The sequence below is a fragment of the Algoriphagus aquimarinus genome, from assembly GCF_007997215.1.
Taxonomy (GTDB): domain Bacteria; phylum Bacteroidota; class Bacteroidia; order Cytophagales; family Cyclobacteriaceae; genus Algoriphagus; species Algoriphagus aquimarinus_A.
Map to the genome: position 1 here is coordinate 95,870 of NZ_VORW01000010.1, position 25,805 is coordinate 121,674.

The 25,805-nt window shown below is 40.2% G+C and carries 19 protein-coding genes; 12 read left to right on the forward strand and 7 right to left on the reverse strand.

What is annotated here, in order from left to right:
- Nucleotides 1-3 precede the first annotated feature (3 nt).
- Nucleotides 4-1,083 (forward strand): hypothetical protein, encoded by a 1,080-nt coding sequence (locus tag ESV85_RS14585; protein ID WP_146918798.1) that lies wholly within the window; start codon nt 4-6, stop codon nt 1,081-1,083.
- The gene (locus tag ESV85_RS14590; RefSeq protein WP_191322018.1) at nt 1,083-2,006 is read left to right on the forward strand and encodes a glycosyltransferase family 8 protein; all 924 of its coding nucleotides are present in this window, start codon (nt 1,083-1,085) and stop codon (nt 2,004-2,006) included. The genes ESV85_RS14585 and ESV85_RS14590 overlap by 1 nt, the downstream gene beginning before the upstream one ends.
- Here ESV85_RS14590 and ESV85_RS14595 read toward each other — a convergent pair.
- Nucleotides 1,992-3,233, reverse strand: coding sequence for a hypothetical protein (locus ESV85_RS14595; protein WP_146918802.1), 1,242 nt, complete (start codon nt 3,231-3,233; stop codon nt 1,992-1,994). The two genes, ESV85_RS14590 and ESV85_RS14595, sit on opposite strands and share 15 nt — an antisense overlap.
- A 94-nt stretch (nt 3,234-3,327) precedes the next feature.
- On the opposite strand from ESV85_RS14595, the gene ESV85_RS14600 reads away from it, so the two are divergent.
- The 8 genes from ESV85_RS14600 (at nt 3,328) to ESV85_RS14635 (ending at nt 11,199) form a co-directional block, all read left to right on the forward strand.
- On the forward strand, nt 3,328-4,326 hold the full coding sequence (locus ESV85_RS14600) for a Gfo/Idh/MocA family protein (RefSeq protein ID WP_146918804.1): 999 nt from the start codon (nt 3,328-3,330) through the stop codon (nt 4,324-4,326).
- A complete protein-coding gene (locus tag ESV85_RS14605) occupies nt 4,323-5,018 on the forward strand; it encodes a cytidylyltransferase domain-containing protein (RefSeq protein ID WP_146918806.1) in 696 nt (231 codons plus the stop codon). The genes ESV85_RS14600 and ESV85_RS14605 overlap by 4 nt, the downstream gene beginning before the upstream one ends.
- Nucleotides 5,019-5,192: 174 nt before the next feature.
- Nucleotides 5,193-5,987 (forward strand): SDR family oxidoreductase, encoded by a 795-nt coding sequence (locus tag ESV85_RS14610; RefSeq protein WP_191322019.1) that lies wholly within the window; start codon nt 5,193-5,195, stop codon nt 5,985-5,987.
- A gap of 13 nt (nt 5,988-6,000) precedes the next feature.
- Nucleotides 6,001-7,044 carry an N-acetylneuraminate synthase family protein gene (locus tag ESV85_RS14615; protein ID WP_146918810.1) on the forward strand — a complete coding sequence of 348 codons (1,044 nt, stop codon included), beginning with the start codon at nt 6,001-6,003 and terminating at the stop codon, nt 7,042-7,044.
- Nucleotides 7,045-7,160: 116 nt separating this feature from the next.
- Nucleotides 7,161-8,303 (forward strand): UDP-N-acetylglucosamine 2-epimerase, encoded by a 1,143-nt coding sequence (gene neuC, locus ESV85_RS14620; RefSeq protein ID WP_146918812.1) that lies wholly within the window; start codon nt 7,161-7,163, stop codon nt 8,301-8,303.
- Nucleotides 8,266-9,135 carry an NAD-dependent epimerase/dehydratase family protein gene (locus ESV85_RS14625; RefSeq protein WP_146918813.1) on the forward strand — a complete coding sequence of 290 codons (870 nt, stop codon included), beginning with the start codon at nt 8,266-8,268 and terminating at the stop codon, nt 9,133-9,135. The genes neuC and ESV85_RS14625 overlap by 38 nt, the downstream gene beginning before the upstream one ends.
- Before the next feature lies 1 nt (nt 9,136).
- Nucleotides 9,137-10,210, forward strand: coding sequence for a nucleotidyltransferase family protein (locus tag ESV85_RS14630; RefSeq protein WP_146918815.1), 1,074 nt, complete (start codon nt 9,137-9,139; stop codon nt 10,208-10,210).
- Nucleotides 10,207-11,199, forward strand: coding sequence for a GDP-mannose 4,6-dehydratase (locus ESV85_RS14635; protein ID WP_146918817.1), 993 nt, complete (start codon nt 10,207-10,209; stop codon nt 11,197-11,199). The genes ESV85_RS14630 and ESV85_RS14635 overlap by 4 nt, the downstream gene beginning before the upstream one ends.
- 1,086 nt (nt 11,200-12,285) lie before the next feature.
- Here the strand turns inward: ESV85_RS14635 and ESV85_RS14640 are convergent.
- The 6 genes from ESV85_RS14640 to ESV85_RS14660 are packed head-to-tail and all read right to left on the reverse strand — an operon-like array spanning nt 12,286 to nt 17,506.
- Entirely contained in the window at nt 12,286-12,654 is a 369-nt protein-coding gene (locus tag ESV85_RS14640; RefSeq protein WP_146918819.1) for a hypothetical protein, read from the reverse strand.
- A gap of 12 nt (nt 12,655-12,666) precedes the next feature.
- Nucleotides 12,667-12,816 carry a DUF5989 family protein gene (locus tag ESV85_RS22560; RefSeq protein ID WP_170124584.1) on the reverse strand — a complete coding sequence of 50 codons (150 nt, stop codon included), beginning with the start codon at nt 12,814-12,816 and terminating at the stop codon, nt 12,667-12,669.
- A 1-nt stretch (nt 12,817) separates the two neighbouring features.
- Nucleotides 12,818-13,975, reverse strand: coding sequence for an SGNH/GDSL hydrolase family protein (locus tag ESV85_RS14645; protein ID WP_146918821.1), 1,158 nt, complete (start codon nt 13,973-13,975; stop codon nt 12,818-12,820).
- Between the two features lie 2 nt (nt 13,976-13,977).
- Entirely contained in the window at nt 13,978-15,855 is a 1,878-nt protein-coding gene (locus ESV85_RS14650) for a carbamoyltransferase (RefSeq protein ID WP_223276006.1), read from the reverse strand.
- A gap of 22 nt (nt 15,856-15,877) precedes the next feature.
- Nucleotides 15,878-16,552 carry an NDP-sugar synthase gene (locus tag ESV85_RS14655; protein WP_146918823.1) on the reverse strand — a complete coding sequence of 225 codons (675 nt, stop codon included), beginning with the start codon at nt 16,550-16,552 and terminating at the stop codon, nt 15,878-15,880.
- A gap of 3 nt (nt 16,553-16,555) precedes the next feature.
- Nucleotides 16,556-17,506: a polysaccharide biosynthesis protein gene (locus ESV85_RS14660; protein WP_146918825.1), complete on the reverse strand. Its 951-nt coding sequence runs from the start codon at nt 17,504-17,506 to the stop codon at nt 16,556-16,558.
- A gap of 118 nt (nt 17,507-17,624) precedes the next feature.
- Between ESV85_RS14660 and ESV85_RS14665 the strand changes: the two genes are divergently transcribed.
- Both ESV85_RS14665 and ESV85_RS14670 read left to right on the forward strand, forming a co-directional pair.
- A complete protein-coding gene (locus tag ESV85_RS14665; protein ID WP_146918827.1) occupies nt 17,625-18,485 on the forward strand; it encodes a class I SAM-dependent methyltransferase in 861 nt (286 codons plus the stop codon).
- 179 nt (nt 18,486-18,664) lie between these two features.
- Nucleotides 18,665-25,759, forward strand: coding sequence for a PKD domain-containing protein (locus ESV85_RS14670; RefSeq protein WP_191322020.1), 7,095 nt, complete (start codon nt 18,665-18,667; stop codon nt 25,757-25,759).
- Nucleotides 25,760-25,805 lie beyond the last annotated feature (46 nt).

Sequence of the window (25,805 nt, forward strand, 5' to 3'; positions counted from 1 at the left end):
TATATGACTATTCTCCAGAAAATCAGCAATAAATGGAAAACCTACACAGGTAGGGTCAAGACTTATTTTTACAGAGCAATTGACAAGTTATACCCACAATATTATGACCTGAAAAAGGTAGAAGAGCGCATCTTTCCTTTAGGGTATTGCATCCCAGATGAATTAATTTTGGATGAGGTTCCAGAAAAAACTTCCTTATGGGCAGAAGTAGTTCCCGGTTTGAGAGAAACCTACAGATTCTCAAATGAAAAGGACTTCTACGCCATGTACGCTCAATCCCAGTTTGCTTATACCTGGAAAAAGGGAGGCTGGGACTGCCTCCGGCATTATGAAATCCTTGCCAATGGAACAATCCCAGCATTCCCAGACTTAGCAGCTTGTCCAAATGACACACTTACGCATCTCCCAAAAGAACTGATCCTTCAAGCAAACAAGGAGTTGTTACCATGGAAAGACAATCCTGATTACTATAGCAAATATCAAAAATACGCAACCGCTATCCTTGAACACTGCAAAGAGAATATCTCCTGCTCTGCAGTAGGGGAGGGATTCCTGAAAAATCTAGGAGTAAAACCCAACCAAAAAATCCTCTTCCTGAATTGCGATACAAATGTCAATTATTCGAGAGAACTGCTTTTTATTGGATTAAGCAGAATTCAAGAGTCTGGCAAAGGGCTATGCTATGGCTATCCCAAGCTTGATTTTCTTTACGATAGCTTCACCTTGGAAAAGGCTGACAAGTGCTATGGGAAAGGATTTGGTTATACTAGGAGACTAACCTCCTCTCCAGATTCAGAAGCGCTTCCTACTAATGATGAAGATGTGGAAAACTCCATTAATCAAGGTCATTGGGACTTTATAGTCTACGGAAAAATGGGAACAGATGAGGGTGTTCTTGGAACATCTCCTACATGTCCCTTTTGGAAAACTGTGTCTGAAGTATATACTAAAGATCAGATTGCTTTTGTGTATGGTGGAGATCATATCCAAAATTTAAAAGATATGGGAAGTGAACATTCCCGGCATTTGATAGCCCATGCAAAACTGGGTAAATGCTTTGTACGCGAACTAAAATTGAGTTAATGCTTTCTAAAATTTCATTTGAAATCCCTATAGTATTCTGCGCTGACGGAAAGTTTATTTCCCACGCAACGGCTACTATGCTATCCGTCCTGAAAACTAATCAGGACTATAGTTTCAAGTTTTACTTGATGGGTAATGCACTTGGTGAAAGCCAAAAAAATGCAATTTCAAAGACTGTAGAATCCTTAGGCTCTGCCTTTGAATTTATTAAGCTCGATGATGATACTTTTGAAAATTTCCCTGCTCCACATCATTTTTCTATAGCTAGTTATTATAGACTTCTCATTCCAGAGTTAATTCCTTCTACAAAAGCAATTTATTTAGATGCTGATATTATTATGGTTTCTTCAATGAATGAATTTTTGAAAATTGATTTGGAAAACAAGGTTCTTGCAGCTGTAGCTGATCCCATATATAAGTGGAAATCGGACCTAGGAATGAAAGATTCGGCTTCGTATTTTAATTCAGGAGTCATGCTGATCAATCTTGATCTTTGGAAAGAGATGGATATTACCAACAAGGCATTTGAATTTATACACAACCATCCCGACAAAATCAGGTTTGTAGATCAATGTGCTTTAAACGCAGTTATTGACGGAGACTATTTGGAATTGACTCCCAGATTCAACCAACAGGCGATTTTGTATAGAGAAGGTTTTGATTTCGGCGAAACGACCTGGACTGCTGAACAAATAAAGGAAGCGGTGGATTCTCCTATCCTTATCCACTATACAGGCCCAAGCAAACCTTGGGAGTATAACAGTAATCACCCAAGAAAGTCCGAGTATTGGAAGATCCAAAAAGATTCACCTTTTAAAAGGAATTTTCCTGAAGGAATGACTCGCGTAGATCATATTAAGCGTCTATTTCCAGTAAGTCTGAAAAAAAATCTGAAAAAGTGGTTTTCTTTAAACCAAGGATAAAAAGGGTTGCTTCTCCAAGATCAAATTGATGTATCTCCAGGAACCATACAATCCTAAAACAAACAGGATAAGTTGATTGCTGACATCCAATAAGTTTGAAGCTTTTCCAGATCGATTGACGTTTTCAATTCCAATGATTCCCATGATAAATACAGGAGCTAGCCAGCGAATTTCTATATACGATATGATCATGAGGGATATTACTAGCATGGTGAATAATTGAGCCCCACCTAGATAACCTAGTTCGCGACTTCCGAACTTTAAAAATCCCCATACTCCTAAAATTGGGAAAAACACTCCTAGTCCACATTGCCTGAATCCCGAATAGATCATGTAGGCAAAATCCTTGATAAATTCTTGCAGAGTGAGTAAAGGGTCAAATAAAATTGATTCCACGTTGGTTTTAGGAAGGCTTGCCTCACCATTTTCCTGAACATAGTCAAAGGTCTCTTCCCAGGAGACATGAGTGAATTCCGGTAGTTTGCCCGCGTTGAAATTAATTTGAGAAAGATACTGGCGTTGTGCCCAAGTCATTCCCATTTGCTGATTGGTATCTTTGTTGTCAAAACTTATGAACCCATTTGCCTGTATAGATGGTATATTCAAAACAAACCAAACTAGTATAGTGGACAGGGTGGCCAGGTATTCCTTCCTGAAAATACTTTTCTGGTGAAATACCAAAATTAATCCTGCTAAGATTATTGGGGAATAAATAATAACCATTTGCCTAGTAAAAAGTGAAGTAATCATGCATACTAATGCGTAAAGTGGTATCCTCTCCTGCCTTTTCACCAATACGAGATAAACTTCTGTAAAGAAGACGGTTAAAAGGCAAAAAAGCAGATTGTCATTGGTGCCTAAGAGAAAAGAACCAGAGAATAAATAGAATAATATATGATTTTTGAAATTTTGAGACTTAAAATTCAATCTCCGGTTAAGGTAAAAATATAAAAATATCACACCTGCTAGACTCACAATTCTCAGTGCAAAATAACTGGGGAAAATGAAGCTTAGAGGATAAACTAGAAGGGAATAAGGAAGAGAGAAGTTTCCCTTTTGAATAAGCCAATAATAGCCTTCCTTGTTTCCTTCGCTAAGGTATAATGACATCAAGCCCTCATCTCCAATACCCGGAGCCAGAATAAATAGCCAGTATACAATGCTTAATGCGGCGTAAAAAAATACTAAATATTTTAATGCCTGATTAGGGGCAGGAAGTTTTGCCATTTTTACCTTATACTAAGAGTTTTTACAATAATATTAGATTGAAAAATAAATTCTAAATAATCACCAATATATTAGGCTATAAAAAATTTGAGATTTGTTAAATATACAAGATAATATTTTAGTTATTGGAATAGGGTCTATCGGTACTAGGCATGTTTCTAATCTATTGTCATTGGGGTATGACAGGATTACTTTGATCACTGGGAGAAAAGAATTCCCATCACACTGGCCTGACTTTCCTGTTTATCCAGACTTTACAAGCATTCCAAATATTTCAGAATTTACTCATGCTTTTGTCTGTTCACCCACAGCCAGTCATGTGGGGCATTTGAAAGAACTGCTAAAGACAAAGGTTTCTAAAATATATTTGGAGAAGCCTATCAGCCACAACTTGGATGATTTGGAGCAATTCAAAACCGCATCGGAGCAAGGAGTTCAAATACTAGTAGGCTTTGACCTTCATTTTGATCCAGGCTTGACCAGAGTCAGAAAACTTCTGCATGATAAAGCCATCGGGAAAGTTTATTCCGCCAATGCCTTTGTAGGTCAGTACTTGCCAGATTGGAGACCTTACGAAGACCATAGAAAAGGTATGAGCGCTTCTCTCCAACGTGGGGGAGGTGTGATGCTTGATTTAATACATGAATTTGATTACCTGATTTGGTTGCTAGGAAGCGTACAAAGTGTTTCGGCCATCTATCAAGAAAATCCGGAATTAGAAATTGAAACTGAGGATGTTGCAGATGTATTGATCCGATTCGAATCTGGTGCTACCGGAACAATCCATTTGGATTATCATCAGCGTGTACTGATCCGAAACTGTGTTTTTACTGGCGCTCTTGGAACTATTAAATGGGATTTAGCTGCCCGCACAGTAACTCTCACCTTATCGGATAAAAAGGAAGAAATGTTTGATTTTTCTAGTTTCGAGAGAAATGACAGGTATTTAGAAATTGCAAAAGCTTTCATGAACGCAGAATCAGATGATAGAATTTGTACCTTTGAGCATGGGTTAGAAAGCCTTCAACTTGTAATGGCATCCAAAATTTCCAGTCAATCCAATACCATATTAAAATCCCCATTATTTAAATGATTTTAGCTACAATTTGCTGCCGCGGAGGATCCAAAGGTGTTCCGAATAAAAATCTACGGCTAATGCATGGAATTCCTTTAATTGGCCATACGATTGTCCAGGCTCAGCAAAGTGAATTGATTGCAGATTTGATTATCTCCACAGATTCCCAACAAATTGCTGATACAGCCAAAGAATTTGGAGCAAAAGTGCCTTTCATGAGACCTGATGATTTAGCCTCTGATTCTGCTAGCAAGTGGCCTGTATTCATACATGCACTTGAGTTTTACGAAAAAGAGTATGGTGTAGAAGTAGAGTACTTGGTAGATCTGGATGTCACAGTTCCTTTGAAAACGCCTCTTGATATAGACGGCGCTATTCAACTTGCTTTGGATAATCCTTCCACAGAAGTAGTGATTACCGGCTATGAGCCAGAAAGAAATCCTTATTTCAACATGATGGAAATCAGGGAAGATGGATTAGCTGAAATCGTAAAAAAATCTGAGAAACCTATCGTAAGAAGACAAGATGCACCTGATGTCTATAGTCTCTCACCTGCTGCTTTTGTGATCAAAAAGTCAGCACTTTATAACTATCCTCATTGGAGTAAAGCGCCCTGTAGAATATTCCCTATTCCTAGAGAAAGAGCTATCGATATAGATTCACTGTTGGATTTTGAATTGGTGGAGTTTTTAATGGGTAAAAAACAATAGTTATATCCGGAATTGCCCCAGTAAAAACGACCTATTATAGATTGAAAACTAGCCTTGAGGCTACTTCGGACTCCGGTCTTCGGTCTTCCCTCTCCTCAAGCAAAATAAATAATACAACTGGCAAGATCCGATAGCTATCGGATGAGGATGATAATGAAAAACTTTGATAAACATATGAACGATATTTTTAACCTAAGTGATAAAACTGTTTTAATCACCGGTGGAGCAGGATTATTAGGTCCTGAAATGGCTTTAGCATTACTTGAAAAAGGTGCTACCGTAGTCATGGCCGATTTGGATAAAAGCAAGTGCGATGCAATCATCGCTGAGAAATCCTGGCAAGAGCTACCTGTTATTGGAATTGGTCTGGATGTGGCTTCTTCCCAGTCTTGGAAAGATGCCTTAAAACTCATCTTGGACAAATACGGCAAAATCGATGTCTTAATTAATGGTGCCGCCAGCACCAATCAATCTAAGACTGCAAATTTTGAAGCTGGATTTGAGGACTTTCCTGAGGAAGATTGGGATAGGATTATGGACATCAATCTAAAAGGAGTTTTCTTAGGTTGTCAGGTAATCGGAAAGCAAATGCTCACGCAGGGTAAGGGTAATATTATTAATATTGCGAGTCTTTACGGGGTGGTTAGTCCCAATCATAGAATTTACCCAGGTACTGGTATTTTCCAGCCTGTTGCCTATAGCGTTAGCAAGCAAGGTGTTATTGCCCTCACCAAGTACTTAGCCACCTTATGGGCCGACAAGCAAATTCGGGTAAATTCCCTTACTCCAGGTGGTGTATGGAATGGGCACGAAGGCTTGTTTTATGAAAGATATAAGCAACTTAACCCTTCTGGGGATATGGCTCATAAGTCTGATATGAATGGGGGTATAGTATTTTTGGCATCTGAGGCTTCCAAACATATAGTGGGACACAATTTAATTATTGACGGAGGTTACTCCGTATGGTAAAATCTACAAGCAAATGAATAAACCTTATATAGAAATAGCTGGACGCAAAATAGGCTATGATTTTCCTCCTTTAGTGATAGCCGAAATTGGGATCAACCATGGTGGCTCACTTGAAGTAGCAAAGGAAATGGTAGATTCTGCTAAGCGCGCAGGAGTAGAAATGGTGAAGCATCAGACGCATATTGTAGATGATGAAATGAGCCGGGAAGCAAAAAACACTATTCCTTCTCACACCAAAGAAAGTATTTATGAAATCATGCAAACCTGCGCGCTATCTGAGCAGGAAGAGCTGGAGTTTAAAGAATATGTGGAGGCACAGGGGATGATTTTCGTATCAACTCCTTTTTCTCGTGCAGCTGCAGATAGACTGATTTCCTGGGATGTAGAAGGATTTAAAATAGGTTCTGGCGAGTGTAATAACCATCCTTTGCTGGAGCACATAGCATCCTTTGGGAAGCCTATGATTCTAAGTACAGGAATGAATGATTTGGCCAGCGTAGCAAAGTCAGTGGCTATACTGGAAAAGCACAAGGTGCCTTTTGCCTTGCTTCATACTACCAATTTATACCCTACACCAAACCACTTGGTTAGATTAGGAGCGATGGCTCAGCTTCAGGAAGCTTTTCCTCAGGCAGTAATCGGCCTGAGTGATCATACGATTACCAATCATGCCTGCTTTGGCGCAGTGGCTCTGGGAGCTTCCATTTTGGAAAGGCACTTTACGGATCACATGCAAAGACAAGGTCCAGACATCGTTTGCTCTATGGATGAGCAAGCCTGTACTGAATTGATCGAGGGTTCGCAAATCATCCAATTGCAAAGAGGCGGAGACAAAAAGGCAGTAGCAGAGGAGCAAGCAACAATAGACTTCGCCTTTGCTACCGTATGTACCATCCGACCTATTCAGGCAGGAGAGCTATTTACAAAAGAAAATATCTGGGTAAAAAGACCTGGTAAAGGCGGTATTTTAGCCGAATACTTTGAGTCTATTCTGGGCAAAACAGCTACAGAAGATTTAGAAGTGGATATTCAGGTTCAGTGGAAAAGTATTAAATAAAACACATCAATAAGTAGTTAAAAAAATGAAATCGAGCATGACTATAAAGTCACAAATTGGGCTGATTATCACCCATGCGAGATTCCATCTGACCATTAAAAACCAATTATAAACAGATGAAAGTATTTGTACTCATAGAAAGAAGAGCTGATTATAGTAGATATAAGCCAATCTTAGAAAGAATGACAGCTGATCCATTCTTTGAAATTTACCTAGTAGTGACGGGTATATGCCTGTTGGATCTTCATGGTAAAGATGTCAACTATATAGAAGATGACGGATTTACTATAGATGCCAAAATCCCAATGTTTGACTCCAATGCACCTGATTCAGGAGCTGAAATGGTTCGTTCCATGGCTAGAGTCTTGACAGGAGTGACCTATGAGTTGGAGAAATCTAAACCTGATTTGGTTCTATCTGGCTTTGATATCGGAGGAAACTTTGCCGTGACTGTTGCAGCTGCACATATGAATATCCCTGTAGCACACATTCAAGGTGGAGAAGTAACGGGAAGCATAGATGAATCTATCAGACATGCGATGACTAAGTTCTCCCACATTCACTTTCCTGCCACTGAAGATGCAGAAAAGAGATTGATTAGACTTGGGGAAAATCCAAAAGATATTCACGTAGTAGGCTGCCCATCTATCGATGTATTGGTCAATACTCCTACCATGGATGCTTCCGAATTGGAAAAAGAGTTTGGCCTGGATTTCTCAAAACCTTTTGTGTTGGTAATTCAGCATCCCGTGACTACGGAGGCTATGTCTTCTATTGATCAAATCAGAGAGACACTCAAGGCTCTGAAAAACATAGATGCTCAAGTGGTTTTCCTTCTGCCTAATAACGATGCAGGACATTCTAAAATCATTGAGGAAATCAAATCCTCAGGATTCAAGTGGATACCTTCTCTTCCTACGCTGAAATTTGTCAATCTGTACAGAAACGCATGGGCTTTGGTAGGTAACTCTAGCTCTGGAATCCATGAAACTCCTACTTTAAAAATTCCTGCTATCAATATAGGGAATAGACAAATGGGTAGAGAGCGTGCTTCCAATGTATTAGATGTACCAAATGATGCTGCTCAAATAGAGAAAGCAATTCATAAAGCATTATTTGATGAATCGTTTAGAAAAGAAGTCTCTGAAATAAAGAACCCATACGGAGAAGGAAATTCTGCTAAACAAATCGTGGACATTCTCAAAAATATAGACCTTTCAAGTGTCAGCATTCAAAAAATCTTTTACGAAGGAAAGTAAAATCTTACTACTCGGTGGAAATGGCTATCTAGGTAGCCATTTCTCCGCCGTTTTAGAAAAGATTGGCTTTTCGAATATCTTCATAGGCTCCAGAAAAGGAGAAGCTGCACGTCATCTGAAGTTGGATATATGCACACCCGAATCTGTACAGTTGATTAGGGAAGAGAAATTTGACTTTATCTTCAATTTCACTGGCCAAATCAGCCGGCCTATACAAGCTTGCCTTCTTCAAAACACCTTAGGTATCCAACACCTGATTCAGGCTTGTGCTGAGCACACCAAACTGATTCAATTGTCAAGTGTAGGCGTGTATGGCTCAGGAGATTTTGTAGATGAATCTCATGCCTGTCAACCCGAAACTCCTTACTCCACACTCAAGTTGGCTGCTGAAGAGTTGATCTTGGCAGGGATGAACCCGGAAAACAGATTGATCCTTAGGCTATCCAATATTTATGGATCCACTCAGCCTAAAGGTGTTTTTGCCTATTTGCTGAGATCTGGACTCTCTGATCAGGTGCTTGACTTCAATAATGACGGAAGTCTATTCCGCTTTTTTCTTCATGTCGAGGATTTGTCCCAGGCAATGTCCCAGGTGATGGAGAGCATGGAATGGGGGAAAACTCCGATTTTGAATATGGTAGGCAGCGATTATTTCAATGTGCATCAATTGATTGACTTGTTCGAGAAAAACCTAGGCTTCCACTACCAAAGGAATTTTGAGCCTATCAAGCCTTATGATAATATGATGAAAATATCAGATAAAATCTTCAGAGACTTAACTGGTTTTCAAGAAAGCTTTACCTTAGAAACATACATCAAGGAATTAGTTTAATATGTTTATTGATAAAGATAAAATCAACCTTTTCACAGCTGCTCAAGATATATCAATTCGTGAAGCAATGCGACTTATTGAGGCAAATAAGAGGGGGCTCATTTTTGTATTAAATGCTGATGACAAGTTAGTTGGTTCTGTAAGTGATGGTGATATCCGTAGAGGAATATTAAATGGCTGTCAGTTAGATGATCAACTTTCTACGGTCATGAATTCCAATCCCTTTACTGTTTCCATTCAGGAGCAGAAAACCTTGGATATGAAGCAGATTACCGAGCAGGGAATTAAACTCGTCCCGGTGATAGATGCCCAGGGGAAAATACACCATTTTCTTTCCTCAGAACCTGAAAAAGCCAGCCCAACGATTGAAAACCCGGTAGTGCTGATGGTAGGAGGGAGAGGAATTCGATTAGAACCCCTCACTCAAAACATCCCAAAACCACTGCTCAAGGTAGGTAACAAGCCTATTTTGCAAACCATACTAGAGAGGCTTCATCTTTTCGGGTTTAGGAATGTTTACCTCTGTACCAATTACTTGTCAGAAAGCATTGAAGCGTTTTGTGGAGATGGTTCTTCTTTTGGGCTTAGCATTCGATATTTCAAAGAAGATAAAAAACTAGGAACTATCGGAGCTGTCAAATACCTAGAAGATCAGCTTAAGCTTCCATTTCTAGTGATGAATGGAGATCTGTTAACTTCCTTGAATTACAAGTCAGTACTTGATTTTCACATAGAAAATAACGCCAAACTGACCATTGGTAGCGCTTCCTACGAAGCCAAAGTGCCTTATGGAGTATTGCAGACGGAAGGTTTTCATGTAACCTCCATTTTAGAAAAGCCAACTTACTCATTCCGAATCAGTGGTGGAATCTATGCATTAAGTCCAGAAGTACTAAGTCACATCCCAAAGGGTAATTTTTATGACATTACAGATCTGATGGATGTGCTTCTAAGAGAGAAGCAATCTGTCGTCGCATTCCCTATAGAAGAGTACTGGCTCGATATAGGCCAACATCAAGACTACGAAAAAGCCAATCTTGATTATAAAAATCTATTTAATAAATCAAATTCATGAATTACACCGGAAAAAAAGTCCTTGTTACTGGAGCAGGTGGCTTTATAGGAAGCCATTTAGCTGAAGAATTGGTTAAAGCAGGTGCTGAAGTTACAGCCTTGGTTCATTACAACTCCAATTCTAATACGAACAACCTTCGCTTTCTTCCTAAGGAAATACTCAGTCAGATAGAAATCATTTTTGGTGATATCCAGGATGGGTTTTTGATGAATACCATATCTAAAGGAAAAGAGATCGTATTTCACCTTGCTGCACTGATCGGAATTCCTTATTCATACGTAGCTCCCGCTGCTTATGTCTCTACCAACATTACAGGTACGCTAAACATGCTGGAAGCTGCAAGAAGCAATGGTGTTCAAAAGCTTTTGGTTACTTCAACTTCGGAGACTTATGGCACTGCCTTGTATGCACCTATTGACGAAAAACATCCTATGCAGGGGCAATCCCCTTATTCAGCTACGAAAATTGGAGCGGATAAGCTTGCAGAAAGTTATTTCTTGTCCTTCAACCTTCCAGTATGTGTTTTTAGACCTTTCAATACCTTTGGTCCAAGACAATCTACCCGTGCGGTTATTCCAACTATAGTTTCTCAGGTGCTTTCAGATTCCAATGAAATCCGACTAGGCTCTCTGGACCCGGTGAGAGATATGCTTTATGTAAAAGATACAGCAAGAGGCTTTATGATGGCTGCGTTGGCTGATTCTACTATTGGCGAGGTAGTGAGTGTGGGTACAGGAAGAGGAGATACGATTGGAGAAATAGTAGCTATGGTTCAAAAGATTTGTGGTACAAACAAAGAAGTTATTGCCGAAAATCAACGAATTAGACCTGAGAAAAGTGAAGTTATGAAATTGATTTGCGATTACTCTAAAGCTAAAACCCTATTTGATTGGGACCCGCAGTTCTCTTTGGAACAAGGATTATCCGAAGTCGTTGAGTTTATGAAAAGCAATAAGCCAGATATAGATCCCTCCAAATACGCGATCTAAACTTCTGAAAGTAAGTAATACAAAGCACTCCCTCGGGAGTGCTTTTTTTTTGATTTTAATTGCCACAGTGTTTAGCTCCTTTATAAATAAATCGCGTCCTCTGCGGTTAAAAAAAGAAATATTTACCACAGAGGTCACAGAGAATAACACAGAGATTCACCGAGAATGAAAAGCCGCGCAGCGATACTCGTTAAGGTTGTAACCTTTAATCCTTTAAACAAAAAACCATTACTAAATGCCTCTCGATGTTTTCTTGGATTACACCCTTCTAAAATTAAACTGCGTCCTCTGCGTTCCCTCCGCGCCCTCTGCGGTTTAAAAAAACACTGCCCTCTGCGGTTAAAAATGTTATACCAAGGGCTGAAAGCCCAAAATACCCTAGCCCAGCTCGCTAGGGCTGGGTTTTGAAAGGACGATAATTGCCCTGAAGCTCTGAAGGAGCGCAATAGAACTATCAACAACTTGAGTTCTGCTTATTTAAAATTAACTCGCGTCCTCTGCGTTCCCTCCGCGTCCTCTGCGGTTAAATAAAGAAATATTCACCTCAGTGGTCACAGAGAATAACACAGAGATTCACTTAGAATGAAAAGCCGCTCAGCGATACTGGTTAATCTTTTAATCTTTAATTATTTAAGCAAAAACTAGTCTCGATCATTTAAAATTAAACCGCCTCCTCTGCGTTCCCTTCGCGCCCTTTGTGGTTAAATAAAGAAATATTTACCACAGACGTCACAGAGAATAACACAGAGATTCACTGAGAACGGAAAGCCGCGCAGCGATACTGGTTAAGGTTTTAACCTTTAAACAAAAAACCTTTATTGTGTACCTTTCGATGTTGTTTTGAATCTCACCCACTTAAAATACACCGCGCCCTCTGCGTTCCCTCCGTGCCCTCTGCGGTTAAAAAAGTTATACAAAGGGCTGAAAGCCCAAAATACCCTAGCACAGCTCGCTAGGTTTTGAAAGGACGATAATTGCCCTGAAGCTCTGAAGGAGCGCAATAGAACTATCAACAACTTGAGTTCTGCTTATTTAAAATTAACTCGCGTCCTCTGCGGTTAAAAAAAACCGCGGTTAAATAAAAACTTACCAAGGATTCTTCAAATCCTCAGCTTTGAATTGCTTATTCACTTCCTTATAAGCCGAGCCGACCGGTCTTTTGATCAGTAAAGGATCTGATTTGGTGAAAAGATTCGCCAAAAAGGCAATAGGAGTAAGGAACAAATAGAAAATGGCGCCAAGCAAAATGTTTGGAACAATCATGCTCAACAGCTTGGTTAACTGAAACCAAACCCACTCGATCTTTTTGCTGATCCACTCAGATAGGATACTTAGGATACCTATTCCAAATGCTACGAATAGAATCCATTTTAAAGAGAAGATAAAGTATACTAAAATTAACCCAGTACAAATCACCAAAACCGTTTTGCTCGGATCACTTTTTAATGCTTTCATTAAGCTATTGAATTAGAATAAGGTGTAGATAAAAGGTGCTAGTGCACTGCCTCCACCAAAAATGATTAGTACGCCCAACAATAAAAGAATGAAAATTACCGGCGCTAGCCAGAACTTCTTTCTTTCCTTCATAAAGGCCCAAATGTCTTTTAGGAAATCCATCTTAATTTATAAAATATGTTTGTTGAATTGTCTTAGAAATTAAATCAGTGCTATAGGCAACCCCTCCCTTATTGAAGTGGCAATCATCGTAGAAGTAAGCATTGGTTTTTGGAATCAAACTTTCCAAATCTAATAAGTTCACCGAATCTTTTGCTGCCAGATCAATGATAGACTGGTTCATTTCACCTAGCCTTCCTGCTAGCTCGTCTTCTGGATATCTCTTATCTCCTATACCAACCATCCAGTGGGAGTTGGAAAGGTTGTTTTCCTCCTGACTGTCCCAAGTGAATGTCTGGGTCAAAAGTAATAAGTCTATGTTTTGACTTTTACAGATTCCTATAAAACTTTGAGTATTTCTTTCATAAATAGAAATATCAAACTCAGGTAAGGAGGATTCCAGAGGTAAGCTCTGAACTTCCTTTACTTTGTCCTTGTAGTTGGTAGACAGGAAGATAGCTTTCCTTGCGCTTTCCTCTTCAGGATTCATCACATTGATAAGCCTTCGAATCAGTTGGAAATTGCTGAGGAAAAACTTCAAATCCACTTTCCAATTTCGTTCTACCTCTGTTGACTTAACAGGGTAATGCAGGTAATCATACCCGGCAGCTAGTCTGTTGAGATCATTGATTCCCGGGAAGAGAATAATCAAATCCGGCGTTAAATGCACCAGTCTATGACCTAGCATGGCCAAGTGATCCGGACTCGCATCACCGGATTTTCCGGCATTGTATACTTTGATCGTTTTAGTCGGATTCTCTGCCTGCAGTTTCTCTTGAATCTGCCTTTCAAAACCAAGCTTATCGTCAATAAATAGATTTTCCGTAGTACTTCCGCCTACTAAAAAGATCCTGTATTCATTACTTGGCTTTGGAGAAATCAAAGAGTCTCCTCTAAAGCCCATGTTATTAGTAGTGAACGTAGTGGAGGAATCCATCAAAGGTAAATCGGACTCAATTTCAAACGTATAGGATACTTTTTTCGAAAATTGAGATTCTATATACTGATTGTTGAGGGGGGCTGCGTTTTTATACTTCGCAAAAGGATCTGCCACCGGAGCTACTTTCCAAAGGATAATTTCCACCACCACCAACATGATTACTATCATGGGTATCGTGATCGTAAAGAAAGATTTGATATCGCTTTTAGAAATCAAGCCCATGATTAATCCTTTTTAAACTCTACCATCCACTTATCCTTGTTTTCCCAATCAGGCTGTTCCTGCTTGAAAAACACATATTCATTGATCACCAACACATCCATTTCCGTGCTCATAAAGCAACGGTAAGCATCATGCGGTGTACAAACTATAGGTTCACCTCTCACATTGAAGCTTGTATTGACTACAAGTCCATAAGAAGTCTGACGTTGGAATTCCTTAATCAAATGATAGTACCTAGGGTTGGTGTTCTCATGTACTGTTTGGATTCTTGCAGAAAAGTCGAGATGCGTAACGGATTGTATATCACTTCGTTCTTTATATAATCTCTCCCAAAGGCCCATGTTGTTATAGTCAGCAGGAAGTTCTTTTCTCCTGGATTCCTTCACTGGTGCTACGAGTAGCATATATGGAGAAGGTTCATCCAGATCAAAATAGGTAGACACTTCTTCTGCAAGTACAGAAGGAGCAAATGGTCTAAAGCCTTCTCTATATTTGATTTTTAAGTTCAGCTTCTTCTGCATCTCTGGGTTTCTTGCGTCTCCCAAAATACTTCTGTTGCCAAGGGCTCTAGGCCCAAATTCCATTCTACCTTGAAACCAACCTACAACCTTACCCTCTGACAGCTCTTTAGCCACCACGGGATACATGTTTGCAAGATCCTCGTACTTCGTGTAGTTGCCTTTCACCTTACGGCTCATCAACTCAATTTCCTTGCTGGAATAGGAGGGACCTAAGTAAGAACCAAACATAGAGTCTGGCTGATCTGCCTTTATCCTTTCCTGTCCAAAGAAGATATAATTTGCTGCCAATGCAGCTCCTAAAGCTCCACCTGCATCACCTGCTGCTGGCTGTATGTATATATTTTTAAAAATTCCGGATTTTTGAAGTTTTCCATTTGCCACACAGTTAAGTGCAACACCACCAGCCATCACCAAATTATCTGAATTGGTTAGCCTTTTGGCTTCCATTGCCATTTTAAGGACAATATCTTCAGTTACTCTTTGTATCGCCAAAGCTAAGTTGCAGTGAATTTGTTCTAATTCACCTTCTTCGCCTCTACGCTCAATTCCAAATAATTCCTTCCACTTATTGTCATGGACCATTCTCAGGCCTGTGGCATAGTTGAAATAACTTTGATCTAACCAGATAGAGCCATCTGGGTAAATTTCAATCAGGTTTTCCTTGATTAGTTTTTCAAACCTGGCAGTTTCATCAGACTCAGGATTTCCGTAAGGAGCCAAACCCATCAATTTATACTCTCCGGAGTTTACAGTGAAACCTAAGAAATAGGTAAATGCACTATATAGCAGACCTACTGAATGCGGGAAGTTCAACTCCCTCAGTACTTCAATTGAAGCACCTTTTCCATGTCCAATTATAGCTGTGCTCCATTCACCCACACCATCGATAGTCAAGATAGCAGCATCTTCAAAAGGAGAAGGATAATATGCACTTGCCGCATGGGATAAGTGATGCTCTGGAAAAAGCATCTTCAAGTCCTTTGACTTGTAATCCTCTACCTCAGCTAAACCTTCTCGAATCAATTTTTTCAAGAACATCTTTTCATTTAACCAAACAGGCATGGCCTTGGCAAAAGAAATGAAACCCTTTGGTGAAAACTTATAATAAGTCTCAAGTAGCCTCTCAAATTTTAAAAGGGGCTTATCATAAAATACTACTGCGTCTAATTCATCAATAGAAAAACCTGCCTCCTCTAAGCAATATTTAATTGCATTTACCGGAAAATCAGGGGTGTGCTTATCTCTGGTGAAACGCTCTTCCTGGGCTGCAGCAATGATTTTTCCATTTTCGCAAATGGCTGCCGCAGAATCATGGTAAAACGCAGCTATGCCAAGGATTTTTATAGACTTATTTTGCATGTAGTATTCTAGGTGATAGTAATCAGGATTGTTGACTATTCATTTGCGCCAATTGCTCTACGGTATCTACAGTAAACCACTTGTCAGGGAATATAGATGAGCAGTACAATTCATTCTTCTCAATTAAATTCTCCCAAACTTCTCCGAAATCCTCCAAAGGGGACATCATTTGGTTTATCTTATAAGGGTTCAGGATTTGTATCCCTGAGCAATACGATTCTGCAGGATCATTTCTATCCAGTTTGATTACACAATTTTCTTGATGGTGGATAAAATCTCCCACAAGTCCATTCACTGGAAGAACGGGAACTACCATACAGGCAGGACTCCCAAGTCTTATGTATTCTTCTAAAATTAAATCAATAGTAAGATCAGTCACGTTATCTGAGGTCAGTACCAAAACTGGCTCATTTAGGCTTGCCATCAGGGTGTTGAATATCCACCATGAATTGCCTTTGCCCTCGGTATTGAAAACAGAGTCAACCCCAAGCTCTATGACATGTTTGGCAAGTTCCGCGCCTTTATAACCCACTGTAATATGTAGGTTGGGAACATGCGGAACCAGTTTTTTGATGCCATTGGCAATCAGGGTAGAACCCCATAACGGAGCCATTGGCTTTGGAATCGTATTGGTAAGAGGTGCCATACGAGTACCTCTGCCCGCAGCCATGATTAATGCGTGATTAATCTTATTCATGGTTTATTGCTCCTCAATAGGTGGATTGTTGATGATAGACAAAATCTCTTCACGAGTCAGTTTATCAGTGTTTGCTGATGAAAGTCCAAAAGATACAGGGTTCTTCACTTTGTCATTGAAAGAAATAAGGTAATGCTTTATACCATCAAATTCTAATTCTTCTGTATAGGCCAATTCTAGGTCGCCAATTAGAAACTCATCGTCTCTCTCTCCTGGTCTGCCTTCTATTTTCTCCCATTTACCTCCTTTTTCCTCAATCCATGTTTGAAGAATGTCCTGCATTTGGGCAGCTTTCATATATCTGGAAAGTACCTTTCCTCGCGCTAAATCTATGTTGTCCATCGCTGTAACAACCAAGTTAACAGCTTCATCTACTGAAAAGAAAAATCTTCTCATTTCTGGACCAGTAGTTCCAATCATGCCGGTCTCTTCCAACATTTTTTTCCAGATAGTCAAAACTGATCCTGTAGACCAGGCTACGTTTCCGTATCGTACTGCGGTGAATTTAGTAGCTGATTTCCCATCCATTGCGCAGAAAATACGCTCCATCACACTTTTTGACATACCGTAAATATTCCTTACAGGCGGAGCTGCCTTATCAGTGGAAATACCAATTACTGTAGGAATCTCTCTTTCTACAGCCACTCTAGCTACGTTTTGCGAACCTAAAATATTCACATCCACGCACTCCATAGGATACTTCTCTGCCAAATCCACAAACTTAGTAGCCGCAGCATGAATCACTATGTCTGGTTTGAATTCCACAAATACATCTCTTACGGACTCTATATTACTGATGTCCAGTGGTGCTACCTGGCATCCAGTATACTTTGAAGCAAAAAGATTTTGTTTGTTGTTTCTACCGGTTAAAATAATTCGGTACTCATTTTTAAGCTTTAAAGCGAGGTTTCTGCCTAAAAATCCGGTTCCCCCGGTAATCAAAATTGTCTTCATCCTGTAAATTAAATTGAATTTTACGTCCGCAAATCTAAGTAATCATTATTTGTTTCCATTTTTTTCTCACAAATAATACCAATTGTAGTTAATGATTTTTTGAACTTTCTTTGAATCCATGAAAAATATCATTAAAAATTTACTTAGGAATTTCCTTATAGCAATAACGGGGCCTAATTGGGCTTGGACTCTTTATAAGCCTATTGCTGAATTGAATGCTGAAGTTTACATGAAGAAAAAAGAAGAAGAAAAAGCTAAGACGCAAAAACAATTCTTTGAAAAATATACATACCTGATCTCAGACTCGGTAAAAAATGGGCCTTTTAAAGGTTTAAAATACCCTTTTCTCAGTTCCCTGCACTCTACTTTATTTCCTAAATTATTGGGATGCTATGAATTTGAACTCCATGAGATTCTCAATAAGGCGTTTCAAAAGACATATTGCTCTATTCTGGACATAGGCTGCGCAGAAGGCTATTATGCAGTGGGGCTTGCTAGAAAATTTCCTGACTCCATAATCTATGCGGCGGATATTAATCCTGAGGCCAGAGACAAAACCAATGTTATGGCTAAAGCCAACGGAGTAGTGGATATTGATAAGTTTCGAGTTATGGCGGAAGTGACTCCGGATTTCCTTCTAGGTCTGGATCCCTCACAAAGACATTTGATATTCTCGGACTGTGAAGGATATGAGTCTGTTCTATTCTCAGATTCAGTGATTACCCACTTGAGTAAATCGGATTTTATAGTAGAAATGCATGATTTCATTTCTCCAGGTGTATCAGATAAGCTACTAAAGCGCTTCGAACGCACACATGCTGTTCAACTTATCAAAAGTATAGATGATGTATTTCGATACAGGGAAATTTCAAACCCGGAGATCATGAATATTCCTATCCCTGATCAGATAAATATTCTTGCTGAGAAAAGACCTACTCAAATGGAATGGATCTTTTGTGAGGCCAGAAAATTGGTTTGAGTTTAAATTAATAAGAGATATTTTCAGGTTTCATGGCAAACTGGTTCTATTTTTGACCTAAATTGAATTATTGAACAGCAGATTGATTACCCATCGATAGTGCCGGTATTTAACTAATACCACAAGAATTACTTATGAGCAAAAATTCCTACTCAAAACTTTTGATTTTTTTGCTAATAATGCTCTCGAGCTTGGGGGCAATTTTCGCTATCTCCCCATTTAGAAATAATGATGATAGGCTAAGACAATTGTCTGAAAGACTCGAAGCCTTATCTCAAGTATCCACAGATACGATTCCCGGAGCAGGCAACGCACGCACCTTGGCTGATATAGAGATCCCTATTCGAACAGGATTTCCTTTTTGTGAGACATTTATCGGTACTGATCTTAGAGAGAATATTGTATTTGGAGGCAATGCTGCTGCCGATGTCCGTCTTACCGGTAATTCCTTACAGCTTACCGGCGTTTCTAATGATGAAAGTGGTTACATGTTCGTTGATATCCCTTTTTCATCCGTATTTGGACTAAAAGTCTCCTTCGAGTTTTCTAATTACGGTGGATCTGGTGCTGATGGGGTCAGTTTCTTTATGTTCGACGGTTCAATCCCAGTTGCCGATTTTTCTATTGGAGGTACTGGGGGTGCCTTAGGCTATACTTCCGTACGGGCCACTGCCAATGAAGCCACCTTGATTAGCCCCGGTCTAAAAGGGGCATACTTGGGGATTGGATTTGATGAATTAGGTAATTTCGGAAACTCTAGAACTGGTAAGTATGGAGGATTTGAAGATCCTACTAACCTAGACGCACTTAGTAATACTCCCTTATTCCCCCATTCAGTAGTGGTAAGAGGCCCTGTAGATGGTCCGCCTCCCACAGCTCCCGCAACCCCTTTTCGTGATTGGGATAGAGTTAATTCCAACAAATGGATATCTGGAACGGTAGGCCCCCCTAGATTCGAATCATACAAATTTATTGACGGCCGGATTTTCGATCCTGCCAGCACCGGGATTGCAGGAACCTTCCCCCCGGTTTCTGTTGCTCAATATCTTCACACAGAAAAATTTGAAATAGATACCGATGCCTTTTCCGGATCCTGTCCAGATGAAGGTTTTAGGAAAGTTTTCCTAGATCTAACGCCTAAAGATATCAATGACCCTACTCAGGGTTACACCATAGAAATCATTATGCTGATTAATGTGGGTGGGGTAGTAAAGTTGGTCAATGTATTTAACGGCCCTATCAACTACCCCTTCGCGGCACCAGAATTGTTGAAAGTAGGATTTGCAGCTTCAACAGGACTCCAAACAAACTATCACGAAATCAGAAATGTAACTGTACAGGTTTCCAATGAAGATAAATTGGAAAAGCCACTGGTTGATTCTTTAGATGAAAAAGTTTGTGAGGGAGAAACAAATACCTTTGAATTAGATGTGGAATTGAGAAATGACGTTGCCAATGCTTTCATTAGATGTCTTCAATTATATTACACAGTAGCAGAAGCTGAAGCAGTGGTGTTAGCAGATGCTATCAGTATCCCATTTCCAACTCCTCCTTTAGCAGCACCTTCTACTTACTGCCCAACTGGCAATTGCGTGGATCTTCTTTGCCGTCCTGAAAGAACATCCAGACCTGCATACGATAATGTGACTGGTGAGCTAGCTGGTCAATTTCAAGTTCTGCTTGTTCAGGAGGCTGGTTTAGAAGTCCCTAAAGTGAGGTTTACACCTCAACCAGGATACTCTGGAGTAACTACCATCTATTATACAGCTACAGACAACTTTGGACAGGTTTCAGACCCTAAGCCAATTACCATCACAATCAATCCTCAGCCTGATCCTATTCTTACCACCCTTGATCCACTGGTGTGGGAGCAGCAAGAGACTGCCGCCATCAAAGTGCTATTTAATATAGAGCCTGTAGAATCAGGCGATACATACAAGTGGTTTAAAAACGGAATTCAAATCCCAGGACAAAGTGGTACAAGTTATACCGCTACCACTGCTGGTGATTATACTGTAGAAGTTACCACGGCCTTTGGTTGTATCGGCACTTCTGCTCAAGCAGTAAAGCTGCTCATAGTGCCTGATTTAAATCCTGATTTTAATAATACACCTATTCGAGAAACCTGTCAGGAATTAGGAAAAATAACAGTCAGTATTAATGGCGTAGCCGTGACTGGAGTAGATTCTGGCGGCAATCCTGGAAATGAAAAGTGGAGAATACTTTCTTCTACCGGTGCCATTATAGAAGACTGGACGTTTTTAGCTCCTGGACAAAGTACTATCAATTACTCTGACCTTCCTGCAGGGGATTATATATTCCAACTTGGAGATGAGTTTCGATCCGGTCAAGATGGATCTGATGGAAAACCACTCTATCGACACGTAATTCCTTTTACCATTTTGCCAATTGAGAATCCTCTTCAGATCGCTTCTGTATTCGTAGTGGATGAACTCTGTTTTGGAGAGGGTGGAAGCATTACAGTGGAAGGTGCCGGTGGTGACGGCCCATCCACATACGTTTTTTCTATTACTAATGCCGGTACAAGTGTTTCTTACACACCTACCTCCGTAACTGGTTCAAAAGCGCTATTTGAAAACTTACCTCAAGGAAATTATAACATTGACCTCACTAGTGGCACTCGTTGTCAGGTAACTGATACGGGAGCTGTCTCTGGACCTAGTTCACCCCTTTCCATTAGCTTGATAGATTCAGATGGTACCTCATGTAGTGTTACTACCAGCGCTTATGCTACTTGGGAAGTTGTAGGCGGTACCCCAGGCTACTCTTTGGTGAGACTCACCAAAAACGGTTCTGCTGTTTCTAGCCCAAGTTTAAATCAAAATGCAGGTGTATTTGCATTCGATAACCTGACTATAGGAGAATATATCCTGACTGTTAAGGATGCGAATGGTTGTGAAATTTCATCCCTACCTGTTCAATTAATTGATATTCCAGCTCCTGTCTTTGAAGTTTCTGATGCTGTGGCCTGCGAAGGGCAAGTGGTAAATCTATTACCTACTATTGTAGATATCAGCAATTCCGCCCCTGTCTTTACCTGGAAAACCCCAACTGGAGCAGTGATTACCAATGGTTCTACCATAGCAGGAGTTACCTATACTCTTTCAGATCATGATTCTAATACGGCTACCCCAGATCAATTAAGTATTTCCGGTTTATCCGCAGGAGTTTTTCCTTATATACTATCCGTTTCCGGAGACAATACCTGTAATTTCCCTGATCTGACCGCTACAGTTTCTGTGTCTGAATATCCACCGGTAAAGGAGGTATTGACCAAAAACCTGGATTGCTTTGAAGATAATTCTGGTGAATTGGAAGTTGTAATGGACGCTGGATTTGATCCTACCGCTTTTTCATATGAAGTTGTTGGGGTTAGAGCACCTCAGGATAGTCCTAGTTTCACATCTTTGCCTGCTGGTATTTACCAAATAAGAGTAATTAATAAAGTTACTTCTTGCGAAACGATCATTGATAATGTGGAAATCACCCAACCTGAATTATTGCAAATTCTTGCCTTGGATTTCACTAACCCAAGTTGTTCTTATCCAAACGGAACAATCACCTTTACAATAAGCGGAGGTACTCCAACTTACGTTGTTGAAGTGAATGGAAATCCTCTCTCAGATTATACCAATACAGTTACAGGTAATGCCTACCTAATTGAAGATTTAGTACCGGGTGACTATAGCATAGTGGTGAATGACGGATTGCTTTGTCAGACTACATCACCTACACTTAGCTTGGTAAATGATGATTTGGATCCCTTGTCCACAGTGGATATTGATGTGGAAATCTGCTTCGGCACGGATGCTACGTTGACTCCCCAAATTACCACTCCAGGAGCGTACACTGTTACTTGGTTCAAGGACGCAGCCGCCACTATACCAGTTACAACTAGCGCAACTCCGGATGCTGATGGATTGACTTATCAGATAAATACTACGGATTTCAGCCTGACTATCTCTGGACTTAAAGAGGGAGCTTTTGCTTATTACTATAGAGTAGAAGGGGCTCAATTATGTCCTGATTACATTTTTGAAGCGAAAGTCACAGTTTTCCCTGAATTGGAAGCTACTCTTTCCCACACCAATGAAACATGTTTTGAAGTTTCGGATGGATCTATCACAGTGGCCGCAACCGGTGCTAATGATGACTATGAGTACAGCCTCAACGGTAACCCTTTTGTAAAATCGAATCTATTTGAAAACCTAAGTCCTGGTGATTACAGCATTGAAATAAGAAGTACAAATGGCTGTTCAATAATTGAAAATGAGACCATTGAAGGGCCTGCAGCTCCGATTACTACTAATACTCCGGATATATTAAGGGCAAATTGTGGCTTGCCAAATGGAATAATACAAAACCTTATAATTTCTGGAGGCTGGGGAACATACCAAGTAGAATGGAGACAAGGATCTGCCACAGGTGCTATCGTTCCAGGTGATATTACTGGTGCCACGGACTTATTTCCAGATACTTATTTCCTAATTGTAACGGACCTAAATGGGTGTACTGAGATTTTTGATTTTGTGGTTGAAGAATCCTCGGATCCAGTTTATCAGCTAACCCAACCTCAAGAAAGTTGTGAAGGAGATGATGTCACTATTACGCCTATTCATTTAGCTATAGACCTATCACTGCCGCCTGCAGCACCTACCGAAGTGAGATGGTATAAGAATTCAGGCCAAGTAGATCAGATATTAACAGGTCCTGATCCGCTCAACCCTGATGTTTCTTACACTATAGATGACGTAGACTGGCTTAATCCTAAGATTACCATTTCAGGCTTAGCAGAAGGTGTATACACCTACTATTTTTATGTGGTTTGTACTGGTGCGGAATTATCAGTAGATGTCACCGTTTACCCTACGCCTGTTGTGACCTTTGATGTGCTTTCTATTAGTTGTTTAGGCGCTACGGATGGAAGAATTACAGTAGCTACCGGCGCTGACCCAAATTTCACATATTCCGTTAATGGAGGATCGCCTATAGATCAAGCTGCTTTAGAAGCCACTTTATATGCACCGGGACTCTATTCAATTTTGGTGGAGCAAAACGGTGTGGGCTGTCCATCCGAACTTTACTCTGTTGAAATATTGAGTCCTAAGGCAGCTTTAGCATTCGAAAAAATTGTTCCTATCGACCCAAGTTGTGGATCACCTACGGGTATAGTATCTGGGAAAGTTATTGGAGGATGGGCTCCTTATACTATTACCTTGTCTGAAGGAAACACTGCTATAAGTACCCAAACATCCGCAAATGGCCTGTTTAAATTCGAAAACCTTTTGGAAGGTAATTTTGATGTAGAAGTTACAGATGACAGAGGATGTATCGTCTCTTCTCAGGTAGTTACACTTACTTTTGGACCTACTAGAGTGGATGTGGAGGATGTGACTATTTGCGAAGGAGAAATTGCAGTCCTGACGCCTTCCATGGCTCCCTTCAATTCAGCAGGTGTATTTAAATGGTATTTTGACAGCAATAAATCAACAGAGATAATATCCTCGCCAAATCCTGCTGCAGATGGTAAAATTTACCAGATTTCTGCTCAGGGAGTACTGACTATAGAAGGAGCTACACCAGCTGACACACCTGTTAACTACTATGTGGAAGTAGTAGGGACAGATATATGCGAAGGTTTCTTGGCCTCACCAGAACTACTCATGGTGACCAAGCCACTGATTACCCCTCAGGTTCTAAATGAAACTTGCTTTGGGGACAAGGGTACAATCACCCTTGACGCTACCTTAGGCAATGGAACATACACTTATAGTATTGATGGTGTTAACTATCAGTCAAGCAATTCTTTCATCGTTGTGCCTGGGATCTATTCAGTCTATGTAGAAAGCGCTGGTTGTCTTTCCCAAATGGATGGTATAGAAGTGCTAGGGCCTAGTTCAGCTTTAGCTATTGATAATACAACGCCTGCAGATCCTACCTGTAATACTGCCTCAGGTACTATAACAGTTGATTTCTCTGGAGGATATACCAGTGGATATACCCTGACTTTGAAAAATCAAGGTCAAATTATTGCCACTCAAAATTCCTCTTCTCCTGCGGTATTTGCCGATTTACCTGCAGGTACTTATACAGTTGAGCTTTCTGACGGTTCCTGTCTGGTGTCTAGCGGAGCAATTGAATTAGTTTCTCAGGATACGCCTATTTTGGCAAATGACAAGGTGATTTGTGAAGGTGAAGTAGCCACTCTTGTGCCATCCACAACCCAAGTTGCAGGTTCTCCTGAATTTGTATGGTTCTTTGACTCAGACGGAAATCAAGCGATTACCAATGGTGCTACCACCAATGGAGTCAATTATCAGATCAGCCCTGCAGGAGAATTGAGCATAGCTGGCTTATTAGCCAACTCTAACGCCTATACATATTACGTAACCGTGATAGGCGCAGGCATTTGTTCCCCTCCTTTATTACCGGTAAAAGTTACTGTAAATGGTATACCGAATTTAAGAGTTTCGAATCCTTCCATTGTCTGTGATCCTGATGAGACAGTAGATCTAAGGAAATACATCGAAGGGTTTAACAATGCTAACTACGATTATCTGGTAGTAAGCCCATCTGGAAAGGCTCTTAGAATGGAAGATATTGACGAAGTAAATCAAACAGGCGATTACATCGTACAAACAAGCTTCAAAGGCACTCAATGCTGGTCGCCTATGCAGAGAATCCGGGTTATAATATCCGATGAATTACTGGTTCCGGATTTCGAATACCAAGCTGATCTTGGTGGTGGAATTCTAGTTGCCAATGGAGAAGTTCAAATACAGGAAGATGTAGTGTTTGAAGATCTTTCCGAAGGAAAAGTGATTTTATGGAATTGGGATTTCGGGGATGGATCTGGCAGCACAGACCAAAATCCTACACATCAATACCAGTCAAAAGGCACTTATACGATTACCTTGACTACCATTGACCAGTTTGGTTGTGTGGCTGAAATTCAAAAAGTAATTCAGGCATTCGATGATTACCTGGTCATGATTCCTAATGCATTTACTCCTACAGGAGCTAAAAACCAATTCTTCAAGCCAGTCTATAGAGGAATTGTCAAAATGGAATTCTATATTTTTAGTACCTGGGGTGAACTCATCTATCAAACTGAACAACTTGAATCACTAGGTTGGGATGGAACGGTGAACGGAAAAGCTGCTCCAAATGGTAACTACGTCTACAAAGGAATATTTAGATCCAAATCAGGTGAGGAAGTTCAAAAAGCTGGTACTTTTGTTTTAATCAGGTGATCTAAAGCAACGGCCTTCAAGTAAGAATTTTATGTTTCTCAATTAT

What these genes read in the sequence shown, in the direction of transcription:
- ESV85_RS14585 (WP_146918798.1), top strand. Translation starts at nt 4, where the DNA reads ATGACTATTCTCCAGAAAATCAGCAATAAATGGAAAACCTACACAGGT.
- ESV85_RS14590 (WP_191322018.1), top strand. Translation starts at nt 1,083, where the DNA reads ATGCTTTCTAAAATTTCATTTGAAATCCCTATAGTATTCTGCGCTGAC.
- ESV85_RS14595 (WP_146918802.1), bottom strand. Translation starts at nt 3,233, where the DNA reads ATGGCAAAACTTCCTGCCCCTAATCAGGCATTAAAATATTTAGTATTT.
- ESV85_RS14605 (WP_146918806.1), top strand. Translation starts at nt 4,323, where the DNA reads ATGATTTTAGCTACAATTTGCTGCCGCGGAGGATCCAAAGGTGTTCCG.
- ESV85_RS14610 (WP_191322019.1), top strand. Translation starts at nt 5,193, where the DNA reads ATGAACGATATTTTTAACCTAAGTGATAAAACTGTTTTAATCACCGGT.
- ESV85_RS14615 (WP_146918810.1), top strand. Translation starts at nt 6,001, where the DNA reads ATGAATAAACCTTATATAGAAATAGCTGGACGCAAAATAGGCTATGAT.
- neuC (WP_146918812.1), top strand. Translation starts at nt 7,161, where the DNA reads ATGAAAGTATTTGTACTCATAGAAAGAAGAGCTGATTATAGTAGATAT.
- ESV85_RS14630 (WP_146918815.1), top strand. Translation starts at nt 9,137, where the DNA reads ATGTTTATTGATAAAGATAAAATCAACCTTTTCACAGCTGCTCAAGAT.
- ESV85_RS14635 (WP_146918817.1), top strand. Translation starts at nt 10,207, where the DNA reads ATGAATTACACCGGAAAAAAAGTCCTTGTTACTGGAGCAGGTGGCTTT.
- ESV85_RS14640 (WP_146918819.1), bottom strand. Translation starts at nt 12,654, where the DNA reads ATGAAAGCATTAAAAAGTGATCCGAGCAAAACGGTTTTGGTGATTTGT.
- ESV85_RS22560 (WP_170124584.1), bottom strand. Translation starts at nt 12,816, where the DNA reads ATGGATTTCCTAAAAGACATTTGGGCCTTTATGAAGGAAAGAAAGAAG.
- ESV85_RS14645 (WP_146918821.1), bottom strand. Translation starts at nt 13,975, where the DNA reads ATGGGCTTGATTTCTAAAAGCGATATCAAATCTTTCTTTACGATCACG.
- ESV85_RS14650 (WP_223276006.1), bottom strand. Translation starts at nt 15,855, where the DNA reads ATGCAAAATAAGTCTATAAAAATCCTTGGCATAGCTGCGTTTTACCAT.
- ESV85_RS14655 (WP_146918823.1), bottom strand. Translation starts at nt 16,552, where the DNA reads ATGAATAAGATTAATCACGCATTAATCATGGCTGCGGGCAGAGGTACT.
- ESV85_RS14660 (WP_146918825.1), bottom strand. Translation starts at nt 17,506, where the DNA reads ATGAAGACAATTTTGATTACCGGGGGAACCGGATTTTTAGGCAGAAAC.
- ESV85_RS14665 (WP_146918827.1), top strand. Translation starts at nt 17,625, where the DNA reads ATGAAAAATATCATTAAAAATTTACTTAGGAATTTCCTTATAGCAATA.
- ESV85_RS14670 (WP_191322020.1), top strand. Translation starts at nt 18,665, where the DNA reads ATGCTCTCGAGCTTGGGGGCAATTTTCGCTATCTCCCCATTTAGAAAT.